Below are 22,439 nucleotides of genomic sequence, written 5' to 3' on the forward strand. Positions count from 1 at the left end.
CGCGTCACGAGGCGCCTTCGCTGCCGGGGTTCTCGGGGTTCTCGGGGTCCTTGCGGTCTTCGGGGTCGGAATCCTCGGAGTCTTCGGGGGCGGGGCCGGCAGCTTCGTGCGGGGCGAGCGGCAGCCCGGCGGTGAGGAACACGACGTGTTCGGCGCGCGGATCGTCCGCGTCCCGGGCGGTCAGCTCCGCCAGCTTCCCGGCGACGGTGTCGAAGAGCTCGGTGAGCGACGCCGCCGTCAGCCGGGGCATGAGGTCGCTGATCCCGGACGGCTCCACCCACTCCTGGCCGAGGCGCCCGGCGGCCATGTCCGCTTCGTGCCGGGCGAGGGATCTCTCCAGGTGCTCGATCTGCCGCCGCCGCGCCAGGCTGACGAAGGCCCGGCCCGCCGCGGTGGCCTCCATCGTCTCGTTGCTCCAGGAGGTGACGGTGTGCAGTGCCCGCCAGCGCCGCTCCCGCCCGTCGCGGTGCTCGGCCTCGGCGATGAACGCGTACTTCGCCAGCACGCGAAGGTGGTAGCTCGTCGACGCCGAGGACTCCCCCGTCCGCGCGGCCAGTTCACTCGCCGTGGCGGGCCCGTCCTGCCGCAGCAGCCCGAGCAACTGGATCCGCAGGGGGTGGGTGAGGGCCTTCAGGGCGGCGGTGTCGTGCTCGGGATCGAGTACGCGCTTGTGCTCGTCGCTGTCCATGCCGGGAGGTTAGGCCCCCATGCCACTTAGCAAAAGAGTTTTTGCAAAACTTGTTTGGCAGAGTTGGTTCGGAGGGCGATATCCCGCCCGGGAGGGCGACGCGGAGGACTAAGGTCGGGGACATGGCTTCTCAAGGTGCGGAGAACGAGGGGACGGACGGGGTCGAAGTCGCGGTGCCCGAGTCCCCGGAGGCCGCGGCCGGCTCCCGGAGCGGCGCCGCGCAGCCCCTGGACCCGAAGGTCGCCTCGGCGATCGCCGCTGCCGAGGCCGCAGGCCCGCAGGGCGGCACGACCGTCCGCGTCGACAGCTGGATCTGGTCCGTACGCCTCGTCAAGACCCGCTCCATGGGAGCCACCGCCTGCCGGGGCGGCCACGTGCGCGTCAACGGCGAGCGGGTGAAGCCCGCTCACGCCGTCCGCGTCGGTGACGAGGTGCGTCTACGGCACGAGGGCCGCGATCGGGTCGTCGTCGTCACGCGGCTGATCCGCAAGCGGGTCGGGGCGCCCGTGGCCACCCAGTGCTACATCGACAACTCCCCGCCGCCCCCGCCCCGCGAGGCCGTCGCACCCGCCGGTGTCCGCGACCGCGGCGCGGGCCGCCCGACGAAGCGCGACCGCCGGGAAATGGAACGCCTCCGCGGCGTGACGGCCCCGGGCAGCATGCCCGGGCCTGGCCCCGGCCCTGGTCCCGGCGGAGGCTTCGGCAGCGGCTCGGGCAGACCGAGGCCGTGAGCAGCCCGAGGAGTCCGCGTCACCGAACGGACGGACCGGACCGGACCGGCGCCCGGGACGGGCCCCTGGGCCCTCCCGGACGCCGCCGGAGCCATGAGCGACAGGTCGCACCCGGTCACGCCCGTCGCCGAAGCAGCCGGAGCAGATCCGCGTTGTGCCCCCGCCGCGCCCACGCAATGAGGGCGAGCGGCACGATCAGGATCAGCGGCGTCGCCGCGTACTCCCCGTCGAAAGCGGCTGTCTGCACGATGAACGCGCCCACCATCAACGCGCTCAGCGCCATCGCCGCCACCGACTGGAGCAGCGGTGTCAACAGGGCGACGGCCCCGGCCAGTTCGAGCGCGCCGATGGTGTACATCCCCGCACTGCCCCAGCCGAGCTGCTCGAAGGACTCGGCAGCCGACGCGTGCCCGATCAGCTTGGGCAGAGCACTCGCGATCGCGTAGAAGAGCGCGAGCAGCACCTGAAGAGCGCGCAGCACGATCCGGGCACGCCGCCCTCGAACGGTCGCGGACTCGGCGACGACGCCGGCCGGGGCGGAGGCGGTGGGGGCGGTGGTCTCGGACATGGAGGTCTCCTGGGGGAAGCGGTCCGTGGTGGTGTCGCAGGGGTAGACCGCCCCTCGCCCTCGAACTCATCGCCGGACGCCGGACGACTTCGGCCTGGCCGATGTCCCGCCGGTGCCGGTGCCTAGAGCGCCGGCACCGCCCGCACCCATATCCGGTCCTCCGTCAGGTACCGGTCCACCTTCAGGCCCGCCTCCCCCAGCGCCTCCTCGAACTGTTCCTTCGTCAGCGGGCGGGCGCGGAACGTCTGGGTCCAGACCGCGTCCGGGAACTCGTACTCCGCGCGCACCGAGTTGACTCCGTCGCCGGCCGGCTCCGACGACGCGATCCGCACGGTGAAGCCGCTGGGATCCTTGCGCTCGCGCGGCACGTTCTCGTGGTAGTCCTCGCCCTCACGCTGGATCAGTACGCAGCCGCCCTCCGCGACATGCCGTACGCACGTGCGCAGCATGCCGCGCCGCACCTCGACGTCTCCCGCATGTACGAGGAACGACGCGAGCAGCACCACGTCGAACGTCTCGCCCAGGTCCAGTTCCTCGATCGGGCCGCATATCGTCCGCGCGCCGCGCACACGCTCCAGCATCGGGGCGGACTCGTCCACCGCCGTGACCGTGAACCCGCGGTCCACAAGGGCGTGGGTCATGCGTCCGACCCCACTGCCGAGCTCCAGGATGTGCGCGCCCCGGGGCACCGCGGCGGCGATCACATCCGGTTCGTCTCCGACGGGCAGCCGTGAGTAGAGCTCCACCGCGCAGCCGTCCGGGGTGATGGCCCCGGGTCCCGTCCCCTCGTACCCCTCACGCATTTTCATCTCCATGCCCGTCCAACGGGCCGCATCCGCACGGCCGTTCCCCTGACAACCGTCTTCACTCGACCGAGTGAACAGGGGGGCGGGGCGCCGGAGTCGAGGACCGCGGAGGTCACAGCGGGAACCAGCCGTGCCCGATGTACCAATGGCCACCCGCCCGCAGATGGTCCCCCACCGCCCGCTCCACCGATGTGCGCCTCGGCAGACCGCCGACCGGCAGGTCCGGGTCTCCGAAGACGAAACGGACGGGCTCGGTGTCCGCCGGTTCCGGCTCCTCACCGGCGTCGCGGCCGGGCTCGAAGCGCTCCTGGAACCGGACGATGTTGGAGTCCGGGTCGAGATGGCGCTTCAGCTGTGGGTCGAGCAGCCAGGAATGGCACACCGCCACCCGGTACCGCTCGTGCGGAAAACAGCGGGCGAAGAACTCCCGCGCCAGGTCCAGGGAACGGTCGCAGGCAGCCGGTGACAGCGACCCATAGAAGTCCGGAATGTGCAGGTTCAAGCAGGGCTCCGCCGGCATGGCCTCCAGGCCGGTCACCGCCACCGCCCGCCCGGTCCGCCGCCCGAGGCGGGCCCGCTCGAACTGGAGCCGTCCCAGCTGGTACAGCTCGCCCCGGAAGTGGTGCGTGAGCCACTGTGGGACCTCCACCCCTCCCGTGCCGTGCCGACGTCGGTGGAACGCCATGTTCCGCCCGAGGTCGGCGAGGGTGCGGCGGCTGACGTCGGCCGTGACACCCCGCTCGCGGTGGTACGCCCGCGTGTGCGGCAACGCCGCGACGAACACGTACACGGTGAAGTACGGGCCCAGCGCGGCCGGGGCTTCGGCGACGCGCTCGTGGAGCGGAACCTCGACACCGACCTCCCCGATGTCCCGTATCAGCTCCTCGACGCACTCCTCCAGGAGCCTCACGACCCCGGTGTCCGCGGTGACCGTCCGCCGCAGGGCGACCAGATCGTTGATGTCCTGGTGCGGCACCGCCAGGTCGAGCAGGATCTCGGGCAGTGTGTCGGCGTCCGGCAGCATGCGCGGCTCCCCTGTCGACCTTGGTGAACACTCGCCACGAAGAGTACGTTGCAAGCAGGAGCGGTGATCGAACATGCGGACAGGCAGTGAACCGCGGACCGCGCGCAGTGCCCTGCGGGCGCGCTTCTGGCTGGGCCTGTGGGGGCTGGTCTGGGCCCTCTTCGGGACGGTCGCGTTCGTGATCGCCGGGCGGACCGGGTGGGCCATCGCCTGCGGTGTGCTGCTGCTGATCGTCACGATCGACCTGGCCGTCGTCCTGCGGCACATCCGGCAGGGCCCGCACTACCAGCCGGGCCCCGACATCCCGCCCTACCGGCCGCCGGACGAACGCCCTTGAAGCAGACCTGAGCGGCCGGTCACGCGTCGAAGCGCGCGGCTTTCAGGAACTCCGGATTCGGGTCCAGCGCGGCCGCCAGGCGGAAGTGGCGCTTCGCCTGGTCGGGACGGCCCTGCCGCTCATACGTACGGGCGAGCGCGAAGTGCGCGAACGCGTTGTCCGGCTCCCGCTCCAGGACGATCTGGAACTCGAGCTCCGCCGGCCTCAGCTGTGCCGCCGCGAAGAAGGCACGCGCCCGCAGCAGCCGCGCCGCGGTGTTCTCCGGGTGCGTGGCGATGACGCCGTCCAGCAGCTTCACCGCGCCCCGCGGGTCCCGCGCGGCGAGCAGTTGCTCGGCGGCACGGAAGTCGATGACATGCGTCTCCGGGGTACGTCCGGTCGAACCGCTGGTCTCGGGCACGGCAGAGTCCTTCCCTCACTGCGGTGGTTCAACGCCCCACGGGGTGCCGCTATTCCGCGGGAGACGGCCGGGATGCCTGCGACCTGCGCAGCAGCTCGGCCCATACGTCCTGCACACGCTGCTCCAGCTCGCCCAGCGGGACGTCGTTGTCGATCACGATGTCGGCGATCTCCCGGCGCTGCTCGCGCGTCGCCTGGGCGGCCATCCGCGCGCGGGCGTCCCCCTCGGTCATGCCGCGCAGTCGCACCAGCCGGTCGAGCTGGGTCTCGGGGGCCGCGTCGACGACGATCACCAGGTCGTAGAGAGGCGCCAGGCCGTTCTCCGTGAGGAGGGGGACGTCGTGGATGACGACCGCGTCCTCGGCGGCGGCCTCCTCCAGCTCGCGCGATCGGGCGCCCACCAAGGGGTGCACGATCGAGTTGAGGGTGGCGAGTTTCTCCGCGTCGGCGAAGACGATGGCGCCGAGGCGGGGCCGGTCCAGGCTGCCGTCGGCGGCGAGGATCTCCTCGCCGAAGGCCTCGACGACCGAGGCCAGCCCCGGCGTCCCTGGGGCGACGACCTCCCGCGCGATGCGGTCCGCGTCGATCAGCACGGCTCCGCACGCGACGAGCAGCCGTGACACCTCACTCTTGCCGGCACCGATGCCGCCGGTCAGGCCCACCTTCAGCATGTCCCGCAGCTTAGGCCCTGCCCGGGCAGGGCCTTCGCCCAGGCCCTGCCGTGATCAGTTGTCGCCTTCTCGTTCCGCCAGGAACTTCTCGAACTCCAGGCCGATCTCGTCCGCCGACGGGATGTCCACCGGCTCGGCGAGCATGTTGCCCCGGGTCTCGGCGCCCGCGACGGCGTCGTACTGGTGCTCGAGGCCCTCGATGAGCGCGGTGAGGTCCTCGTCGCCCTCGCGGATCTGCCGGTCGATCTCCGTCTGGGTGCGGTGGGCGTCCGAGCGCAGGGCGTGGGCGATGCCCGGCAGGACCAGTCCCGTCCCCGCCGTGATGGCCTCCAGGACCGTCAGAGCCGCGTCCGGGTACGGGGAGCGGGCGATGTAGTGCGGGACGTGGGCGGCGACGCCCAAGACGTCGTGCCCGGCTTGGAGCAGGCGGTACTCGACGAGGGACTCGGCGCTGCCGGGCACCTGCGCCTCCTCGAAGGGGCTGAGGTGGCCCGGGACGAGGTCGGTGCGGTTGCCGTGCGGGGTGAGGCCGACGGGCCGGGTGTGCGGGACGCCCATGGGGATGCCGTGGAAGTTCACGGAGAGGCGGACGCCGAGCCGCTCCACGATCTGCCTCACCGCGGCGGCAAAGCGCTCCCACTCCACGTCCGGCTCGGGGCCGGACAGCAGCAGGAAGGGCGCGCCGGTGGCGTCCTGCACGAGCCGCACCTCGAGGGCGGGGTCCTCGTAGTCGCTCCAGCGGTCGCGCTTGAACGTCAGCAGCGGGCGGCGGGCGCGGTAGTCCACGAGCCGGTCGTGGTCGAAGCGGGCGACGACCTGGTGGGGCAGGGTGTCCAGCACCCGGTCGACGATCTGGTCGCCCGTCTCGCCCGCGTCGATGTATCCGTCGAAGTGGTAGAGCATGACAAGTCCGGCCGACTCCTGGGCGAGCGCCATGTCGACGACGGCCAGCCCCTTCGGCTCCCAGGCGTACAAATCCTGCGGATCAAGCACAGTGACCGCTCCTCCTCGTGTTCACACTCCACAACGCCGTTGCGGGCGTGGGCATTCCCGGAGAAGGAGATTCATGATCTTGGCAGCGACACGACTGAGGGGCCGCACCCCGAAAGGTACGGCCCCTCAAGCCTTCAACTGCCCTCAGCTAGAAGCCGACGTCAGCTCTGACCACCGGCCAGCTTCTCCCGCAGAGCGGCAAGCGCCTCGTCCGAGGCCAGCGCACCGGAGTTGTCCGGGCCCTCGGAGGAGTACGAACCGCCACCGCCGCCGGACGCGGCCGGAGCGGCGGCCTCGCCACCCTCGGCGGCAGCCTTCTCGTCCGCCTCGCGGGACTTGATGACCTGCGCCTGGTGCTGCTCGAAGCGCTGCTGCGCCTCGGCGTACTGGGTCTCCCAGGCCTCGCGCTGGGTCTCGTAGCCCTCGAGCCAGTCGTTGGTCTCGGGGTCGAAGCCCTCGGGGTAGATGTAGTTGCCCTGGTCGTCGTAGGACGCGGCCATGCCGTACAGGGTCGGGTCGAACTCGACCGCCGACGGGTCGGCACCGAAGGACTCGTTGGCCTGCTTCAGCGAGAGGCTGATGCGACGGCGCTCGAGGTCGATGTCGATGACCTTGACGAAGATCTCGTCGTTGACCTGGACGACCTGCTCCGGGATCTCCACGTGGCGCTCGGCCAGCTCGGAGATGTGGACCAGACCCTCGATGCCCTCGTCCACGCGGACGAACGCACCGAACGGAACCAGCTTCGTGACCTTGCCGGGCACGACCTGGCCGATCTGGTGGGTGCGGGCGAACTGCTGCCACGGGTCTTCCTGGGTCGCCTTCAGCGACAGGGAGACACGCTCGCGGTCCATGTCGACGTCGAGGACCTCGACGGTGACTTCCTGGCCGACCTCGACAACCTCGGACGGGTGGTCGATGTGCTTCCAGGAGAGCTCGGAGACGTGGACCAGACCGTCGACGCCACCCAGGTCCACGAAGGCACCGAAGTTGACGATCGAGGAGACGACGCCGGAACGGACCTGACCCTTCTGGAGGGTGGTGAGGAACGTCTGGCGGACCTCGGACTGGGTCTGCTCCAGCCAGGCACGGCGGGACAGGACCACGTTGTTGCGGTTCTTGTCCAGCTCGATGATCTTGGCCTCGAGCTCCTTGCCCACGTAGGGCTGGAGGTCGCGAACGCGGCGCATCTCGACCAGGGAGGCCGGGAGGAAGCCACGGAGGCCGATGTCGAGGATGAGACCACCCTTGACGACCTCGATGACGGTACCGGTGACGATCCCGTCCTCTTCCTTGATCTTCTCGATGGTGCCCCAGGCACGCTCGTACTGGGCGCGCTTCTTCGAGAGGATCAGGCGGCCTTCCTTGTCCTCCTTCTGGAGAACAAGGGCCTCGATCTCGTCACCCACGGCGACGACCTCGTTCGGGTCGACGTCGTGCTTGATCGAGAGCTCGCGGCTCGGGATCACACCTTCGGTCTTGTAACCGATGTCGAGCAGGACCTCGTCCCGGTCGACCTTCACGATGACGCCGTCGACGATGTCGCCGTCGTTGAAGTACTTGATCGTCTCGTCGATCGCGGCGAGGAAGGCTTCCTCGTTACCGATGTCGTTGACCGCTACCTGCGGGGTGGTGGCGGTGGTCTCGGTGCTGCTCGTCATGTGGGAAAGGGCTCCGGTACGGACATTGAAGTCGTAGGTACTGCTACGCCGGGAGCCCGTTTCGCTCTGCAGAAGCCGGACAGCCAAGGAAGCGCCACGCAAAAACGGTGGCGCCTCGACAACCGAGGGGACATACATACAGATGCGAGCGCAGCCTGCTACGTCTGAGGTGCGCAGGCCCGCAGCGCAACTTGTAGCATACGGGGGCAGCCGGGCGGGGTCAATGCGCGAAGCCGCCCACGCGGGGCGGATCGCCGCATTCCCGGCACAAGTCGTGTCGTCCGAGGCCACGCGGGCCGTACGACGTCCCCTTTGTGACACACCGCCGGGACCGGCTGAACGGAAGAGTACGACGAGGGAGCCGATCATCCAAGAGTCCGAAGCGTCCGAACCCGAGGCCACCCGGCGTGACGCCGGGGCCACGGAGAGCTCCCGCGCCAATCGTGGCTGGTGGGACCGCAACGCGGACGAGTACCAGATCGAGCACGGCACGTTCCTCGGCGACGACCGCTTCGTGTGGGGCCCCGAGGGTCTGGACGAGGTGGAGGCCGAGCTGCTCGGCCCGCCGGAGGGGCTGAAGGGCCGGGACGTCCTGGAGCTCGGTGCCGGCGCCGCCCAGTGCTCGCGCTGGCTGACCGCCCAGGGGGCGCGACCGGTCGCCCTGGACATCTCGCACCGGCAGCTCCAGCACGCGCTGCGGATCGGTGGTTCCTTCCCCTTGGTGTGCGCCGACGCCGGCGCGCTCCCCTTCGCGGACGGCTCGTTCGACCTGGCCTGCTCGGCGTACGGGGCGCTGCCCTTCGTCGCCGACCCGCGTCAGGTCCTGCGGGAGGTGCGCCGGGTGCTGCGGCCCGGGGGCCGGCTCGTCTTCTCGGTGACGCATCCGATCCGCTGGGCCTTCCCGGACGAGCCGGGCCCGGAGGGCCTGTCGGTGTCGGCCTCCTATTTCGACCGCACTCCTTATGTCGAGCAGGACGACGAGGGCCGCGCGGTCTACGTCGAGCACCACCGCACGCTCGGCGACCGCGTCCGGGACGTCGTCGCGTCGGGCTTCCGCCTGGTCGACCTGGTGGAGCCGGAGTGGCCCGTCTGGAACACGTCCGAGTGGGGCGGCTGGTCGCCGTTGCGCGGGAACCTGATCCCGGGGACGGCGATCTTCGTGTGCGAGCGAAGCGAGATGGGGGCACCCCCGGCCGAAGGCTGCGGGAGGGACTGACCCACGCGCGCGGGGCCCTCTTCCCGGGCGTACGACACTGATGACGTGATCCGTTACGACGCCCTGGAAGCCCTGCCCGTACGCGGTGCCCTGCCCGCCCTGGACGACGCCCTGGAGGGGCACGGCACCGCCGTCCTCGTGGCGCCGCCCGGCACCGGCAAGACGACCCTGGTGCCACTGGCACTGGCGGGACTGCTCGGGGAGGGGTCCGGGCGGCGGGTGATCGTGGCCGAGCCGCGGCGGATCGCCGCCCGGGCCGCGGCACGCCGGATGGCCTGGCTGCTGGGCGAGAAGCCCGGCGGGAGCGTCGGCTACACCGTGCGCGGGGAACGGGTCGTCGGGCGGCACACGCGCGTGGAGGTCGTCACGACCGGTGTGCTCCTCCAGCGGCTGCAGCGGGACCAGGAGCTGGCCGGTGCCGACGTGGTGGTGCTCGACGAGTGCCACGAGCGGCACCTGGACGCGGACACGGCTGCGGCGTTCCTGTGGGACGTACGCCAGACCCTGCGGCCGGAGCTGCGGCTGGTGGCCGCCTCGGCGACGACGGACGCGCGGGGATGGGCGCAGTTGCTGGGCGGGGCGCCGGTGATCGAGGCGCAGGGGGCGGCGTACCCGGTCGAGACCGTGTGGGCGCCGCCGGTGCGTCCGGTACGGCCGCCGCACGGGATGCGGGTCGACCCCGCGCTGCTGGCGCATGTGGCGTCCGTGGTCCGGCGGGCGCTGGCCGAGCGGGACGGCGACGTGCTGTGTTTCCTGCCGGGCGTGGGCGAGATCGCCCGGGTCGCCGGGCAGCTCGGTGAGCTCGGTGACGTCGAGGTGCTCCAGGTGCACGGGCGGGCGCCGGCGGCCGTGCAGGACGCGGTGCTGGCGCCCGGGGAGCGGCGGCGGGTCGTGCTGGCCACGTCCGTCGCGGAGTCGTCGCTGACGGTGCCGGGGGTCCGGGTCGTCGTGGACTCGGGGCTGGCGCGCGAGCCGCGGGTGGACCACGCGCGCGGGCTGAGCGCGCTGACCACCGTCCGGGCGTCACAGGCGGCCGGACGGCAGCGGGCCGGACGGGCCGGGCGGGAGGCGCCGGGGGCGGTGTACCGCTGCTGGACGGAGGCCGAGGACACGCGGCTGCCGAGGTATCCGTCGCCGGAGATCAAGGTGGCCGACCTGACGGCGTTCGCCTTGCAGGTGGCGTGCTGGGGGGATCCGGACGCGTCCGGGCTGGCGCTGCTGGACGGGCCGCCGGGCGGGGCCATGGCGGCGGCGCGGGAAGCCCTGGTGGCGGTGGGGGCGGTGGACTCCGCCGGACGGGCCACCGAGCGGGGAGTGCGGCTGAGCCGGATGGGCGTGCATCCCCGGCTCGGGCGGGCGCTCCTGGACGGGTCCGGCTCGCTCGGGGCGGAGAGGGCCGCTGAGGTCATCGCGTTGCTCAGTGAGGAGGCTCCGCGGGAGTACGGGGACGATCTGGCGGGTGCGTTGCGTCGTGCCCGGCGCGGGGGTGACGCCTATTCCTCCCGGTGGCGGGCGGAGGTTCGGCGCCTGCGGGCCGTCGTCTCCGGGGTTCCCCACACGGCAGGAAAAGAAGTCGAGGGGCGGGAGAGCCTCTCCCCGGAGCAGCAGGCCGGGCTCGTCGCCGCTCTCGCCTTTCCCGAGCGGGTCGCCAAGGCCGACGGCGGGTCGTATCTCATGGCGTCCGGAACCCGTGCCGAGACCGGCGACGGGAGCGCGCTGCGCGGTTCCCCCTGGATCGCTGTGGCCATGGCCGACCGGCCCGTCGGCAAGGGGCACGCGCGCGTGCGGCTCGGGGCCGCCGTCGACGAGGAGACGGCCCGGCTCGCGGCCGGCGCGTTGCTGGAGGAGCGGGACGAGGTCGGGTGGGACGACGGGGACGTCGTGGCGCGGCGGGTGCAGCGGCTGGGGGCCGTGGAGCTGGCGGTGCGGGCGCTGAAGGACGCCGACCCCGGGCTCGTGCGCGACGCGCTGCTCGACGGGCTGCGGCGGGAGGGGTTCGGGCTGCTGCGGTGGTCGGCGGAGGCCGGCGTCCTGCGGCAGCGGCTCGCGTTCCTGCGGTTGCATCTCGGGGAGCCCTGGCCGGACGTGTCCGACGACGCGCTGCACGCGCGCGTGGAGGAGTGGCTGGAGCCTGAGCTCGGCCGGGCGCGGCGGCGGGCCGATCTGGCGCGGATCGACGCCGGGGACGCGCTCGCCCGGCTCCTGCCCTGGGCCTCGGGAGAGGCGGGGCGGCTCGACGAACTGGCCCCGGAGCGGATGACCGTGCCGAGCGGGTCGAGGATCCGGATCGACTACTCCCGGCCCGAGCAGCCCGTGCTGGCGGTGAAGTTGCAGGAGATGTTCGGGCTCCAGGAGTCGCCCCGGGTCGCCGGGGTGCCGCTGCTCGTGCATCTGCTGTCCCCGGCCGGGCGGCCGGCCGCCGTCACCGCCGATCTCGCCTCGTTCTGGCGGGACGGCTACAAGGGCGTACGGGCGGAGCTGCGGGGGCGCTATCCGAAGCATCCGTGGCCCGAGGACCCGGCGGGGGCCGAGCCGACGCGGCACACCAACGCGCGGCTCAGGCGCTGACGGACGACGGTTCCTCGGCCGCCGTGGAGGCCCGTCCGGAGGGGCGGCGGCCGCGGGCCTCCAGGTACAGCGCGAGGGCGAGCAGGACGACGCCGAGGGCCAGGAAGCCCCACGGCAGGTAGGACGTCATCAGCGCGATGAGCAGACGCTGGGACTTCACCAGGTCGACGGTGTGCGTGATGTAGTCCTCGCGCATCTTCACGTGGCCGGCGAACGCGGTCACCTTGTCGCGGTCGCCGAGCAGGGTGCCGCCGCGCAGTTCCTCCCGGTGGATCTCCTCTCCGTACACAGGAGCGCCGGTGAGGGGTTCGACCCAGAACCTGCGGACCGTGGTGTACCAGCGGGTCGTGCCGGTCTGTGCCACCGCCTCGGGGGTGAGGCCCTCGACCGGCAGGGTCTTCGGGATCTTCACCTTGGTCCAGGGGATGGTCTGCTCGAAGTAGTAGACCTCCAGGCCGCGGAAGTCCTGGGTTCCCTTGTATTCGATGGGCGCGGTGACGCGGGCCTGGGCGTCGAAGTAGTCGTAGTCCCGCTTCTCCGTGAGGAACGGCCACTTGAACTCGATGCCCTGGCGGCGTACCGGGTCGCCGTCGACCATCTCGCCGGTGGCGTGGACGGGTTCCTGGGTGTGGGCGTCGAAGATGTAGCGCTCGGGGATCTTCGACACCATCGTGCCGTCGGGGCCGACGACGTAGGACAGGCCGTCCCAGACGACGACGTCCCGGCCGGCCGACTCCTCGATCCGCTCGGAGGCCTCCACGTTGCCCTTGAGCGTCTGCACGATGGTGACCTCGGAGACCTTCTTCGCCCGCATGGTGCCGTAGTCGAGGAGGGTGGCGTCCTTCGCCTCCAGAACCATGTCCTGGTACTGGTGCGCGGGGACCTTGGCGAGGCGCGGGAAGGCGTACCAGCGCAGCAGCGGGGACAGGGCCGCGAAGAACACGGCGAGGGCGAGCAGGACCAGGCCGGCCTTGCGGCGCATCTCGGCCTCCCTCCCGGGCGGGCGGTCAGGGGTGTGCGGGCACGGTCGTCAGCAGCGGCTTCGGGGACGTCCCGCCCGAGGGGGAGCCGAGGGCGGTCAGCGTCAGGACCACGGCGAACGCGACGGCGAGACCGGTGGCGGCGGCGATGAGGGCACGCATACGGAGCCTCCCCACGGGTCGTGACGGCAAGAGCTGATACTCCGTCAGGTTTCTCGGCACCGTAGCAACGCGCGGCGGAGATGAGAACACGTTGCACACACAACGACGCCCCTCTTGTAAGAGGGGCGTCGTCGGTCGCACTCGAGAGCTACGCGCTCGGACTGGCCGACGGGCTCGGCGAGGACGCCTCGGCCGCCGCCACGGTCAGTTCGACGGTGAGCGTCGCGCCGCCTGCCGTGGTGATGCGGAGCAGGAACGTGCCGGTCGTGTCGTCCGCGTACAGCTTGGGCAGCTTCAGCAGGCCCTTCGCGTCCGTCTTCAGGCCCGTGAGGGTGCGGACGGTCTTGCCGTCGGCGTCCTTGAAGTAGGGGCCCTTGTCGTTGGCCGTCGGGTCGTCCGCCGATGTGACCAGCGTGGCGGTGGCCGCGACACCGTCGGCGACGGCGCCGTTGTACGTGGCCTTCACCTCGACCTGGTTCGCGAACGCGCCGCCCGGGGCGCAGGTCAGCGCGGCGTCACCGGTGCGGGCGAGGGCGTCGGCGACGCGCTCGGTGACGGTGGCCTTGTAGTCGAGGCCCGGAACGGCACGGCCCACCACGGTGGCGCGGACGGTGACGGAGCCGGTCTTCTCCCCCGCCTGGAGCACGGGAGCCACGGCCACGCCGGAGCTGTTGGTGGCGACCGTGGCCACGCTCTCGCCGCCGGTGAAGGTCGTGTCCGTGTCGCCGACGATGGTGAAGCGGACCCTGACCTTGGCGACGGCCTTGCCGGCCTCCGTCTCGGCGCGGGTGCTGATCCGCCGGCTGAACGCGTCTCCGGCCATGGCGGTGAGCTTCGCCGTTCCGGCGTCCTCCAGGTGGTCCACCGTGTCGGTGGGGGTGGGGGGCGTCGTAGGCGGAGGGGCCGGGGTACCGGGCGGGGTGGTGGGCGGCTTCGGAGTCGCCGTACCGCCGCCGGGCTTCTCGGGCTTCCCGGGCTTCTGTGGCTTTTCGGGCTTGGGGCTCGGCTTGGGTGTCGAGCCGCCCGGAGCGGTCGTGCCCGGTGTGGTGGGCGTCGGGCTCGCGCCCGCGCCGTCGTCGCTGCGGTTGTCGGGCAGCGTGCCGGTGCCGTCCGGGACCTCGTGCGTGCCCTTGCGGTAGTACTCCAGCCACCTCATGACGAGGTTCAGGTAGTCCCGCGAGTTGTTGTAGCTGAGGATCGCCCGGTCGAGATCGCCCTGCTGGGACAGGTCCCAGTTGTTGCGGCACAGGTAGTGGCCGGCGGCGAGTGCGGCGTCGTAGATGTTGTTGGGGTCCTTCTTGCCGTCGGCGTTGCCGTCGCGGCCGGCCCAGGCCCAGGTGGAGGGGATGAACTGCATGGGGCCGACGGCTTGGTCGTACGAGCTGTTGCCGTCGTACGCGCCGTCGTCGGTGTCCTTGATGAGGGCGAAGCCGTTGCCGTCGAGCTGTGGGCCGAGGATCGGCTTGAGGGTGGTGCCTTCGGCGTCGACGCGGCCGCCACGGGCCTGGCCCGACTCCACCCGGCCGATGGCCGCGAGGAGTTGCCAGGGCAGGTTGCAGCCGGGCTTGGCCTCGCGCAGCGCGCTCTCGGCCTTCTTGTAGGCGTCGAGGACGGTCGCGGGGATGCCGGCTTCCGTCGTGCCCGTGCCGCCGGGGGCGGGGCCCGTGGACGGTGACGGGTTCGGGCTCTTGAGCGGGGGCAGGTCCGTGTAGTACGGCGAGTTGCCGGTGGCGCTGCCGTCGGAGGCACTCGCTTCGGGTGCGGGCGTGGCGTCGGCGGCGGTCTGTCTGCCGTGGTCGTTCACGCCCGGAGCCTGGGAGGCGGACAGGGCCGCGACCGCTACCGCGGCCACGGCGGTGGTCGCCGCCCCCTTGCGCAGCCTCCTGCCGAATTGCGCCGCCATAGAGTGAACCCCTCCCGTGGACGCCGAGCGTCCGGTCTACGTCTGTGTTCGCCCTGTTGTGACGATCCAACCGCCCGAGAGGTTGCCCTCCGACGGCCACAACTCTGTTCTCTTGCGTGCTCTGCTCTTCACCGGGATCGCGCATGTGACACGCTCCCGGCGCGGAGACTCTGGCGACCCTACGACAACTTCCTTTGCTCGGGCACCCGTTCGTGCCCGTTTTTCACCGGTTGGTCATGCGCGATCGCGACGCCGTCGGTGTGGTGGCTCCCGCATACTGGGCCACTGGCCGCCGGGCACGCCCGGCCTGGTGCAACAACCGTCGCGAGGAGCCGAGTTGCCGTTCACGCTGAGCCATGCGGCAGCCGTACTGCCCGCCGTCCGCACCGACGGCACCGGCCGGGGCCCGCTGGTGCCCGCCGTGCTCGTGGCGGGGTCCTTCGCGCCCGACATGACCTACTACGCGGCGAGTGTGCTGTCCGGGGCGATGGAGTTCGGTGACGTCACGCACGCGTTCCCGGGCGTCCTCACGGTCGATGTGCTCATCGCCTGGGCGCTGGTGGGGCTGTGGCTGCTGGTGCGTGAGCCGCTCGTGGCGTTGCTGCCGCGGGCCCGGCAGGGACGGGTGGCGGCCCTGCTGCGGTGCGGGGCGCCACGCGCGCGGGTGCGGCCGTCGCTGGTGGCGCGGTGGTACGTGTCCGCGGTGCTCGGTGCGTCGACCCACGTCGTGTGGGACGCGTTCACGCATCTCGACCGGTGGGGGATGCGGCTGTTCCCGGTACTGGGCCGCGAGGTGGCGGGCTCGCCGCTGTACTGGTACCTGCAGTACGGCGGTTCGGCGGTGGCCGCGGTCGTGATCGCCGTGTTCGTGGCGCACGCGCTGCGACGGGCGCCGATGGGCGAGCCGGTGGGGGTCCCCGTGCTGGCGGTACGGGACCGGTGGGCGGCCGCTGTCGTGATCGGCGGCTTCGCGCTGGTGGGGGCGGTGCAGCGGGCGTCGCGGTGGTGGGCGTACTGGGGCTCGGAGGCGAAGCCGTGGGAGATCATCCCGACGGTGTGCTTCGGCGCGGGCGCGGGGCTCGTCCCGGCGCTGCTGCTCTACTCCGTGGGAGTCAGGGTGCGGCGTCCGGTTCCGGCCCCCGCCGGTCCCGCCCCGGTCGCCGAGACGGAGCCGAGCCGCCCGGCCGCTCGCTGACGACGCTGTCGGTCGTCGTGAGGTACACGGTGATGGTGATGGTGGGGGTGTGCGCGGGGCGGGGGCGCGGGAGCAGGGTGAGGACGAGAGTCAGGTAGCCGCGGGCCAGTCGGGCCCAGGGGCGGGAGGATCTGCCAGGGGTTCCGGGAGTGCCGGGAGCGCCATGGGTGCCGGCCGGCACGGTGTCGACGCCCGGGAAGGCCTTCGCGGCGGAGAGGTCGCCGGTACCGGAGGAACCGGTGGGCCGCCGTCCGCGGGTGGCGAGACGCTGCCGGAGGTCCGCCGTCGCCCGGCGCAGGGCCGTGGTGAAGGGGACGGGGACGCGAACCGTGCTCGCGGCGGCCTCGAACGCCGGGACCGGCGCACGTGCCACGCCTGATGCCGTGCGGCTGAGGTGCGTGCGTATACCCATGCCCCGCATCCTCGCGACCGCCGGGGGCGGGGGCGCCTTCTCGGGGGCCACGCGAGTGACGGTTTCCGCGGGGGCCGGGGGCAAAGGGTGCGGCGCCTCGGTGCCCTGGCTGCGGGACCGGGCGGGCGGAGAGTACCCACGCGGCCGGTCCCGCCTCGCTGGTGCGTCGGGGCCCGGCTGAGCCGGGGCATCGGGGTCCGCCTCAGCTGGGGCACTGGCGTCCCGCCCGAGCCGAAATCGGGGCCTCGCCGCGGCTGTCGGTCCTCGCCCCGGCCTGGGCCCGATGCTCCGGCCAAGGCGGAACCCCCGTGTCTCGGCCGAGGCGGAACCTCAGCGCCCCGGCCGAGCCGCGCAGCGGACTAGTGGGCCGCCGACTCCCAGTCCGGGCCCGCGCCCACCGAGACGCCGAGCGGGACGCGGAGGTGGACGGCGTTCGACATCTCGCGGCGGACCAGTTCCTCGGCGGCGGCCCGCTCCCCGGGGGCGATCTCCAGCACGATTTCGTCGTGGACCTGGAGGAGCATGCGGGAGGCGAGGCCGGCCTCCTTCAGGGCGTCGTCGACCTTGAGCATGGCGATCTTGACGATGTCGGCCGCCGTGCCCTGGATCGGCGCGTTGAGGGCCATCCGCTCGGCGGCCTCGCGGCGCTGGCGGTTGTCGCTGTTGAGGTCGGGGAGGTAGCGGCGGCGCCCGAAGAGCGTCGCCGTGTAGCCCGTCGCCCGGGCCTCGTCGACCGCCCGGCGCAGATAGTCCCGTACGCCGCCGAACCGCTCGAAGTACGCGTCCATCAGAGCGCGGGCCTCCGCCGCCTCGATGTTCAGCTGCTGGGAGAGGCCGAAGGCGGACAGTCCGTAGGCCAGGCCGTACGACATGGCCTTGATCTTGCGGCGCATCTCGGCGTCGACCGCGGTCGGCTCGACCGCGAAGACCTGGGAGGCGGCCGTGGTGTGCAGGTCCTCGCCGGAGGTGAACGCCTCGATCAGGCCCGCGTCCTCGGAGAGGTGGGCCATCACACGCAGTTCGATCTGGCTGTAGTCGGCCGTCATGAGGGACTCGAAGCCCTCGCCGACGACGAAGCCGCGGCGGATCGCGCGGCCCTCGTCGGTGCGGACCGGGATGTTCTGGAGGTTCGGGTCGGTCGAGGACAGGCGGCCGGTGGCGGCGACGGTCTGGTTGAACGTGGTGTGGATCCGGCCGTCCGCGGCGATCGTCTTGATCAGTCCCTCGACGGTCACGCGGAGCTTGGCCTGCTCGCGGTGGCGGAGCATGATCACCGGAAGCTCGTTGTCCGTCTGGCCGGCGAGCCAGGCGAGGGCGTCGGCGTCCGTGGTGTAGCCGGTCTTGGTCCGCTTGGTCTTGGGCAGGGCCAGCTCGCCGAAGAGGACCTCCTGGAGCTGCTTGGGGGAGCCCAGGTTGAACTCGTGCCCGGCTGCCGCGTGGGCCTCCTTGACCGCCTGCTGGACGGCTCCGGCGAACATCTGCTCCATGGCCTCCAGGTGGGGCCGGTCGGCCGCGATGCCGTGCCGCTCCATGCGGGCGAGCAGGGCGGACGTGGGCAGCTCCATGTCGCGCAGCAGGTCGGCGGCGCCGACGTCGGCCAGGCGGCTCTCGAAGGCCTGGCCCAGGTCGAGGACGGCGCGGGCCTGGATCATCAGGGCCTCGGCCTCGGCGCCGTCGTCCGCGCCGAAGGCGAGCTGGCCGTCGGCCGCGGCGGCCGGGGTCAGCTCGCGGTGCAGGTACTCCATGGACAGCGCGTCCAGGTCGAAGGAGCGGCGGCCCGGCTTGACCAGGTAGGCGGCGAGCGCGGTGTCCATGCGCACGCCCTCGACGCTCCAGCCGTGCTCGGCGAAGACGCGCATGGCGCCCTTGGCGTTGTGGAAGATCTTGGGCCGGGCGGCGTCGGCGAGCCATGCCGCGAAGGCCCGCTCGTCGGCCTCGTCCAGCTGGGAGGGGTCGAACCAGGCGGCGGGGCCGCCGGGCGCGGCCAGGGCGACCTCGGCGACCGAGCCGGTGCCCAGTGCCCAGGTGTCGACCGTGGCGATGCCGAGGGGCTGCTTGCCGTGCTCGGTGAGCCAGGCGGGCAGCTCGCCGGTGTCGAGCACCGTGCCGTCCAGCTGCACGCCCTCGGTGCTGATCGGTGTGGTCTCGGCCTCCTCGGCGCCGGGGTCGACGGCGAAGAGCCGCTCGCGCAGCGACGGGTTGCGGATCTCCAGGGTGTCCAGGACCATCGCGACGGCCTTGCGGTCGTAGGCCGCCCGCTCCAGGTCGTTGACGCCCTTGGGCAGCTCCACCCGGCGCTCCAGCTCGGTGAGCCGGCGGTTGAGCTTGACGGACTCCAGGTGGTCGCGGAGGTTCTGGCCGGCCTTGCCCTTGACCTCTTCGACGCGCTCGACGAGCTCGGCGAAGGAGCCGAACTGGTTGATCCACTTCGCGGCGGTCTTCTCGCCGACGCCGGGGATGCCGGGGAGGTTGTCGGAGGGGTCGCCGCGCAGGGCCGCGAAGTCGGGGTACTGCGCGGGCGTCAACCCGTACTTCTCGAATACCTTCTCCGGGGTGAAGCGGGTCAGCTCGGAGACGCCCTTGGTCGGGTACAGCACCGTGGTGTGCTCGCTGACCAGCTGGAACGAGTCGCGGTCGCCGGTGACGATCAGCACTTCGAAGCCCTCGGCCTCGGCCTGGGTGGCGAGCGTGGCGATGACGTCGTCCGCCTCGAAGCCGTCCACCGCGAAGCGCTGGGCGCCCATCGCGTCCAGGAGCTCGCCGATCAGCTCGACCTGGCCCTTGAACTCGTCCGGGGTCTTGGAGCGGTTCGCCTTGTACTCCGTGAACTCCTGGGAGCGCCAGGTCTTGCGGGAGACGTCGAAGGCGACCGCGAAGTGCGTGGGCGCCTCGTCGCGCAGCGTGTTGGCGAGCATCGACGCGAAGCCGTAGATCGCGTTCGTCGGCTGGCCCGTCGCGGTGGTGAAGTTCTCCGCGGGCAGCGCGAAGAACGCGCGGTAGGCCAGCGAGTGCCCGTCCATGAGCATCAGTCGCGGCCGGCTGCCGCCGGAGGTCTGGTCGGTCGTCTTCGATGCTGTCTCTGCCACGCCCCCGATCCTGCCACGCCCCACTGACACCCGGCCCCGGCCCCGCGTGTGCCGGGGCCGGGCGCACCCGCGCCCGGGACACCGCGCACCTCCGCGCCGTAGGCCTCTCCCCCGGCCCGCCCGCACCCGCTGTCACCACCGCGTGCGAGGATCGGAGACGTACCTCACAGCGCGTTCGAAGAGGAGTGTGCGATGGCGTCGAAGCCGCCGAAGAGTGATCCGGTTCAGGACGCGCCGCAGGTCGCAGAGCCGAAGCGGGCGGCCGCGGGGCTCCCGGCGATCGGGCACACGCTGCGGATCGCCCAGCAGCAGATGGGTGTGAAGCGCACCGCGCTGACGCTGCTGAGCGTGAACCAGAAGGACGGCTTCGACTGCCCGGGGTGCGCCTGGCCGGAGCCGGAGCACCGGCACAAGGCGGAGTTCTGCGAGAACGGCGCGAAGGCTGTGGCCGAGGAGGCCACCCTGCGCCGGGTCACGCCCGAGTTCTTCGCCGCGCACCCCGTCGCCGACCTGGCCGGCCGCAGCGGCTACTGGCTGGGGCAGCAGGGCCGGCTCACCCACCCCGTGTACCTCCCCGAGGGGGGCACCCACTACGAGCCGGTCACCTGGGAGCGCGCCTTCGACATCATCGGCGAGGAGATCGCCGCGCTCGGCTCCCCGGACGAAGCCGTCTTCTACACATCGGGCCGCACGAGCAACGAGGCCGCGTTCCTCTACCAGTTGTTCGCCCGCGAGCTCGGCACGAACAACCTGCCCGACTGCTCGAACATGTGCCACGAGTCGTCCGGTTCGGCCCTGTCGGAGACGATCGGCATCGGCAAGGGCAGCGTCCTGCTGGAGGACCTGTACAAGGCCGACCTGATCATCGTCGCCGGGCAGAACCCGGGGACGAACCACCCGCGCATGCTGTCCGCGCTGGAGAAGGCCAAGGCCAACGGCGCGAGGATCATCAGCGTCAACCCACTGCCCGAGGCGGGCCTGGAGCGCTTCAAGAACCCGCAGACCCCGCAGGGCATGGTCAAGGGTGCCGCGCTCACCGACCTGTTCCTGCAGATCCGCATCGGCGGCGACCAGGCCCTGTTCCGCCTCCTGAACAAACTGATCCTTCAGACGGACGGCGCGGTCGACGAGGCGTTCGTGCGGGAGCACACGCACGGCTACGAGGAGTTCGCCGAGGCCGCCCGCGCCGCCGACTGGGACGAGACGCTCACGGCGACCGGTCTGGCCCAGGAGGACATCGAGAAGGCCCTGCGCATGGTCCTCGGCTCCCGGCGCACCATCGTGTGCTGGGCGATGGGCCTCACCCAGCACAAGCACTCCGTCGCGACGATCAGGGAAGTCGTCAACTTCCTCCTGCTGCGCGGCAACATCGGCCGCCCGGGCGCGGGCGTGTGCCCGGTGCGCGGGCATTCGAACGTGCAGGGCGACCGCACGATGGGCATCTTCGAGCGCCCCGCCCCGGCGTTCCTGGACGCCCTGGAGAAGGAGTTCGGCTTCGCGCCGCCCCGCGAGCACGGCTACGACGTCGTACGGGCCATCCGCGCCCTGCGCGACGGCGAGGCGAAGGTCTTCTTCGCCATGGGCGGCAACTTCGTCTCGGCGTCCCCCGACACGGACGTCACCGAGGCGGCCATGCGCCGGGCCCGGCTGACCGTGCACGTGTCGACGAAGCTGAACCGCTCGCACGCGGTCACCGGCGCGCGGGCCCTGATCCTGCCGACGCTCGGCCGCACCGAGCGCGATCTCCAGGGCGGCGGCGAGCAGTTCGTGACGGTCGAGGACTCGATGGGCATGGTGCACGCCTCCCGGGGCCGGCTGGAGCCCGCGAGCCGGCACCTGCTGTCGGAGCCGGCCATCGTGTGCCGCCTTGCCCGCCGCGTGCTGGGCGAGAGCAGCCGTACGCCGTGGGAGGAGTTCGAGAAGGACTACGCGACGGTCCGGGACCGTATCGCGCGTGTGATCCCGGGCTTCGAGGACTTCAACGCGCGCGTGGCGCGCCCCGGAGGCTTCGCGCTCCCCCACGCCCCGCGCGACGAGCGCCGCTTCCCCACGGCCACCGGCAAGGCCAACTTCACCGCCGCGCCCGTGGAGTACCCGGAGCTGCCCGAGGGCCGCCTGCTGCTCCAGACGCTGCGCTCGCACGACCAGTACAACACCACGATCTACGGCCTCGACGACCGTTACCGCGGGATCAGGAACGGCCGCCGGGTGGTGCTGGTCCACCCCGAGGACGCGCGGGCCCTGAAGCTGGCTGACGGCGTCTACGTCGACCTGGTCAGCGAGTGGAAGGACGGCGTGGAGCGCCGGGCGCCCGGTTTCCGCGTCGTGCACTACCCGACGGCCCGGGGCTGTGCCGCCGCGTACTACCCGGAGACCAACGTGCTGGTGCCGCTGGACGCCACGGCGGACACCAGCAACACCCCGGCCAGCAAGTCCGTCGTGGTGCGTCTGGAACAATCGGCGACCGACTGAGCGTTCGCTCAGTGACACAGGCAGCCGAGTGACGAGGACGAACGGAGCCGGGCCCGATGGGTGAGCAGCAGCATGTGAAGTTCCCGCAAGAGGTCATCGACGAGTACGCCGCGCTCGGCGTGGACCTCCTGGCCCTGTTCTCCGCGGGCCACCTCGGGAACCGGATGGGCGTCCAGATCTCCGAGGCGTCGGCGGACCGGGTCGTCGGGACGATGCCGGTGGAGGGCAACACCCAGCCCTACGGGCTGTTGCACGGCGGGGCGTCCGCGGTGCTGGCCGAGACGCTCGGCTCGATCGGATCGATGCTGCACGGCGGCAGCTCCAAGATCGCCGTGGGCGTCGACCTGAACTGCACCCACCACCGCGGAGTGCGCTCCGGGCTCGTCACCGGTGTGGCCACGCCCGTGCACCGGGGGCGGTCGACCGCCACCTACGAAGTCATCATCACGGACGAAAACGACAAAAGGGTGTGCACGGCCCGGCTGACCTGCCTCCTGCGCGACGTAAAGCCGGCAGACGAGGAGCTCATCCGCGCCGCCAACTGAGCGACGCAGGCCGACGGAGGCC

General features: G+C 71.9%; 20 protein-coding genes. 7 read left to right on the forward strand and 13 right to left on the reverse strand.

Annotation, left to right across the window (positions count from 1 at the left end; translation table 11 throughout):
* Positions 1-4: 4 nt before the first annotated feature.
* Positions 5-688 (reverse strand): helix-turn-helix domain-containing protein, encoded by a 684-nt coding sequence (locus ACIRDU_RS01180; protein ID WP_403572670.1) that lies wholly within the window; start codon positions 686-688, stop codon positions 5-7.
* Positions 689-810: 122 nt separating this feature from the next.
* Here ACIRDU_RS01180 and ACIRDU_RS01185 point away from each other — a divergent pair, with 122 nt between their 5' ends.
* Positions 811-1,419: an RNA-binding S4 domain-containing protein gene (locus ACIRDU_RS01185; RefSeq protein WP_403572673.1), complete on the forward strand. Its 609-nt coding sequence runs from the start codon at positions 811-813 to the stop codon at positions 1,417-1,419.
* 115 nt (positions 1,420-1,534) lie between these two features.
* On the opposite strand, the gene ACIRDU_RS01190 is transcribed toward ACIRDU_RS01185, so the two are convergent.
* From ACIRDU_RS01190 to ACIRDU_RS01200, 3 genes are all read right to left on the reverse strand, one after another.
* Positions 1,535-1,987: a DoxX family protein gene (locus ACIRDU_RS01190; RefSeq protein WP_403572676.1), complete on the reverse strand. Its 453-nt coding sequence runs from the start codon at positions 1,985-1,987 to the stop codon at positions 1,535-1,537.
* Between the two features lie 122 nt (positions 1,988-2,109).
* Positions 2,110-2,790 carry a class I SAM-dependent methyltransferase gene (locus tag ACIRDU_RS01195; RefSeq protein WP_403572678.1) on the reverse strand — a complete coding sequence of 227 codons (681 nt, stop codon included), beginning with the start codon at positions 2,788-2,790 and terminating at the stop codon, positions 2,110-2,112.
* Between the two features lie 115 nt (positions 2,791-2,905).
* A complete protein-coding gene (locus tag ACIRDU_RS01200; protein ID WP_403572681.1) occupies positions 2,906-3,817 on the reverse strand; it encodes an acyltransferase domain-containing protein in 912 nt (303 codons plus the stop codon).
* A 73-nt stretch (positions 3,818-3,890) separates the two neighbouring features.
* Here ACIRDU_RS01200 and ACIRDU_RS01205 point away from each other — a divergent pair, with 73 nt between their 5' ends.
* Positions 3,891-4,154: a DUF6343 family protein gene (locus ACIRDU_RS01205; protein WP_403572684.1), complete on the forward strand. Its 264-nt coding sequence runs from the start codon at positions 3,891-3,893 to the stop codon at positions 4,152-4,154.
* Between the two features lie 19 nt (positions 4,155-4,173).
* Here ACIRDU_RS01205 and ACIRDU_RS01210 read toward each other — a convergent pair whose 3' ends face one another.
* The 4 genes from ACIRDU_RS01210 to rpsA all read right to left on the reverse strand — a co-directional run bounded on the left by ACIRDU_RS01210 (position 4,174) and on the right by rpsA (position 7,878).
* Positions 4,174-4,554 (reverse strand): tetratricopeptide repeat protein, encoded by a 381-nt coding sequence (locus ACIRDU_RS01210; RefSeq protein ID WP_352116715.1) that lies wholly within the window; start codon positions 4,552-4,554, stop codon positions 4,174-4,176.
* A 49-nt stretch (positions 4,555-4,603) separates the two neighbouring features.
* A complete protein-coding gene (gene coaE, locus ACIRDU_RS01215; protein ID WP_403572688.1) occupies positions 4,604-5,224 on the reverse strand; it encodes a dephospho-CoA kinase in 621 nt (206 codons plus the stop codon).
* A 54-nt stretch (positions 5,225-5,278) separates the two neighbouring features.
* Complete coding sequence (locus tag ACIRDU_RS01220; protein ID WP_403572691.1) at positions 5,279-6,217, reverse strand: PAC2 family protein; 939 nt, start codon at positions 6,215-6,217, stop codon at positions 5,279-5,281.
* A 161-nt stretch (positions 6,218-6,378) separates the two neighbouring features.
* A complete protein-coding gene (rpsA, locus tag ACIRDU_RS01225) occupies positions 6,379-7,878 on the reverse strand; it encodes a 30S ribosomal protein S1 (protein ID WP_403572694.1) in 1,500 nt (499 codons plus the stop codon).
* A 223-nt stretch (positions 7,879-8,101) separates the two neighbouring features.
* Between rpsA and ACIRDU_RS01230 the strand changes: the two genes are divergently transcribed.
* A complete protein-coding gene (locus tag ACIRDU_RS01230; protein WP_403572696.1) occupies positions 8,102-9,094 on the forward strand; it encodes a class I SAM-dependent methyltransferase in 993 nt (330 codons plus the stop codon).
* Positions 9,095-9,139: 45 nt separating this feature from the next.
* Positions 9,140-11,662, forward strand: a complete 2,523-nt coding sequence (hrpB, locus tag ACIRDU_RS01235; protein WP_403572699.1) for an ATP-dependent helicase HrpB — start codon at positions 9,140-9,142, stop codon at positions 11,660-11,662.
* Here hrpB and ACIRDU_RS01240 read toward each other — a convergent pair.
* The 3 genes from ACIRDU_RS01240 to ACIRDU_RS01250 all read right to left on the reverse strand — a co-directional run bounded on the left by ACIRDU_RS01240 (position 11,652) and on the right by ACIRDU_RS01250 (position 14,707).
* Complete coding sequence (locus tag ACIRDU_RS01240; protein WP_403572701.1) at positions 11,652-12,644, reverse strand: DUF3068 domain-containing protein; 993 nt, start codon at positions 12,642-12,644, stop codon at positions 11,652-11,654. The genes hrpB and ACIRDU_RS01240 overlap by 11 nt on opposite strands.
* 25 nt (positions 12,645-12,669) lie before the next feature.
* A complete protein-coding gene (locus ACIRDU_RS01245; protein ID WP_114251457.1) occupies positions 12,670-12,804 on the reverse strand; it encodes an SPW_0924 family protein in 135 nt (44 codons plus the stop codon).
* 148 nt (positions 12,805-12,952) lie between these two features.
* Positions 12,953-14,707: a lytic transglycosylase domain-containing protein gene (locus tag ACIRDU_RS01250; protein WP_403572704.1), complete on the reverse strand. Its 1,755-nt coding sequence runs from the start codon at positions 14,705-14,707 to the stop codon at positions 12,953-12,955.
* A 337-nt stretch (positions 14,708-15,044) separates the two neighbouring features.
* Here ACIRDU_RS01250 and ACIRDU_RS01255 point away from each other — a divergent pair, with 337 nt between their 5' ends.
* Entirely contained in the window at positions 15,045-15,902 is an 858-nt protein-coding gene (locus tag ACIRDU_RS01255) for a DUF4184 family protein (protein ID WP_403572707.1), read from the forward strand.
* On the opposite strand, the gene ACIRDU_RS01260 is transcribed toward ACIRDU_RS01255, so the two are convergent.
* Both ACIRDU_RS01260 and polA read right to left on the reverse strand, forming a co-directional pair.
* Positions 15,820-16,314, reverse strand: coding sequence for a hypothetical protein (locus ACIRDU_RS01260; protein WP_403572711.1), 495 nt, complete (start codon positions 16,312-16,314; stop codon positions 15,820-15,822). The two genes, ACIRDU_RS01255 and ACIRDU_RS01260, sit on opposite strands and share 83 nt — an antisense overlap.
* Positions 16,315-16,673: 359 nt before the next feature.
* Positions 16,674-19,400: a DNA polymerase I gene (gene polA, locus ACIRDU_RS01265; RefSeq protein ID WP_403572714.1), complete on the reverse strand. Its 2,727-nt coding sequence runs from the start codon at positions 19,398-19,400 to the stop codon at positions 16,674-16,676.
* Between the two features lie 192 nt (positions 19,401-19,592).
* Between polA and ACIRDU_RS01270 the strand changes: the two genes are divergently transcribed.
* On the forward strand, positions 19,593-21,872 hold the full coding sequence (locus tag ACIRDU_RS01270; protein ID WP_403572717.1) for an FdhF/YdeP family oxidoreductase: 2,280 nt from the start codon (positions 19,593-19,595) through the stop codon (positions 21,870-21,872).
* A gap of 56 nt (positions 21,873-21,928) precedes the next feature.
* Positions 21,929-22,417 carry a PaaI family thioesterase gene (locus ACIRDU_RS01275; protein WP_403572720.1) on the forward strand — a complete coding sequence of 163 codons (489 nt, stop codon included), beginning with the start codon at positions 21,929-21,931 and terminating at the stop codon, positions 22,415-22,417.
* Positions 22,418-22,439 lie beyond the last annotated feature (22 nt).

The organism is Streptomyces sp. NPDC093598 (genome assembly GCF_044764825.1).
Taxonomy (GTDB): Bacteria; Actinomycetota; Actinomycetes; order Streptomycetales; family Streptomycetaceae; genus Streptomyces.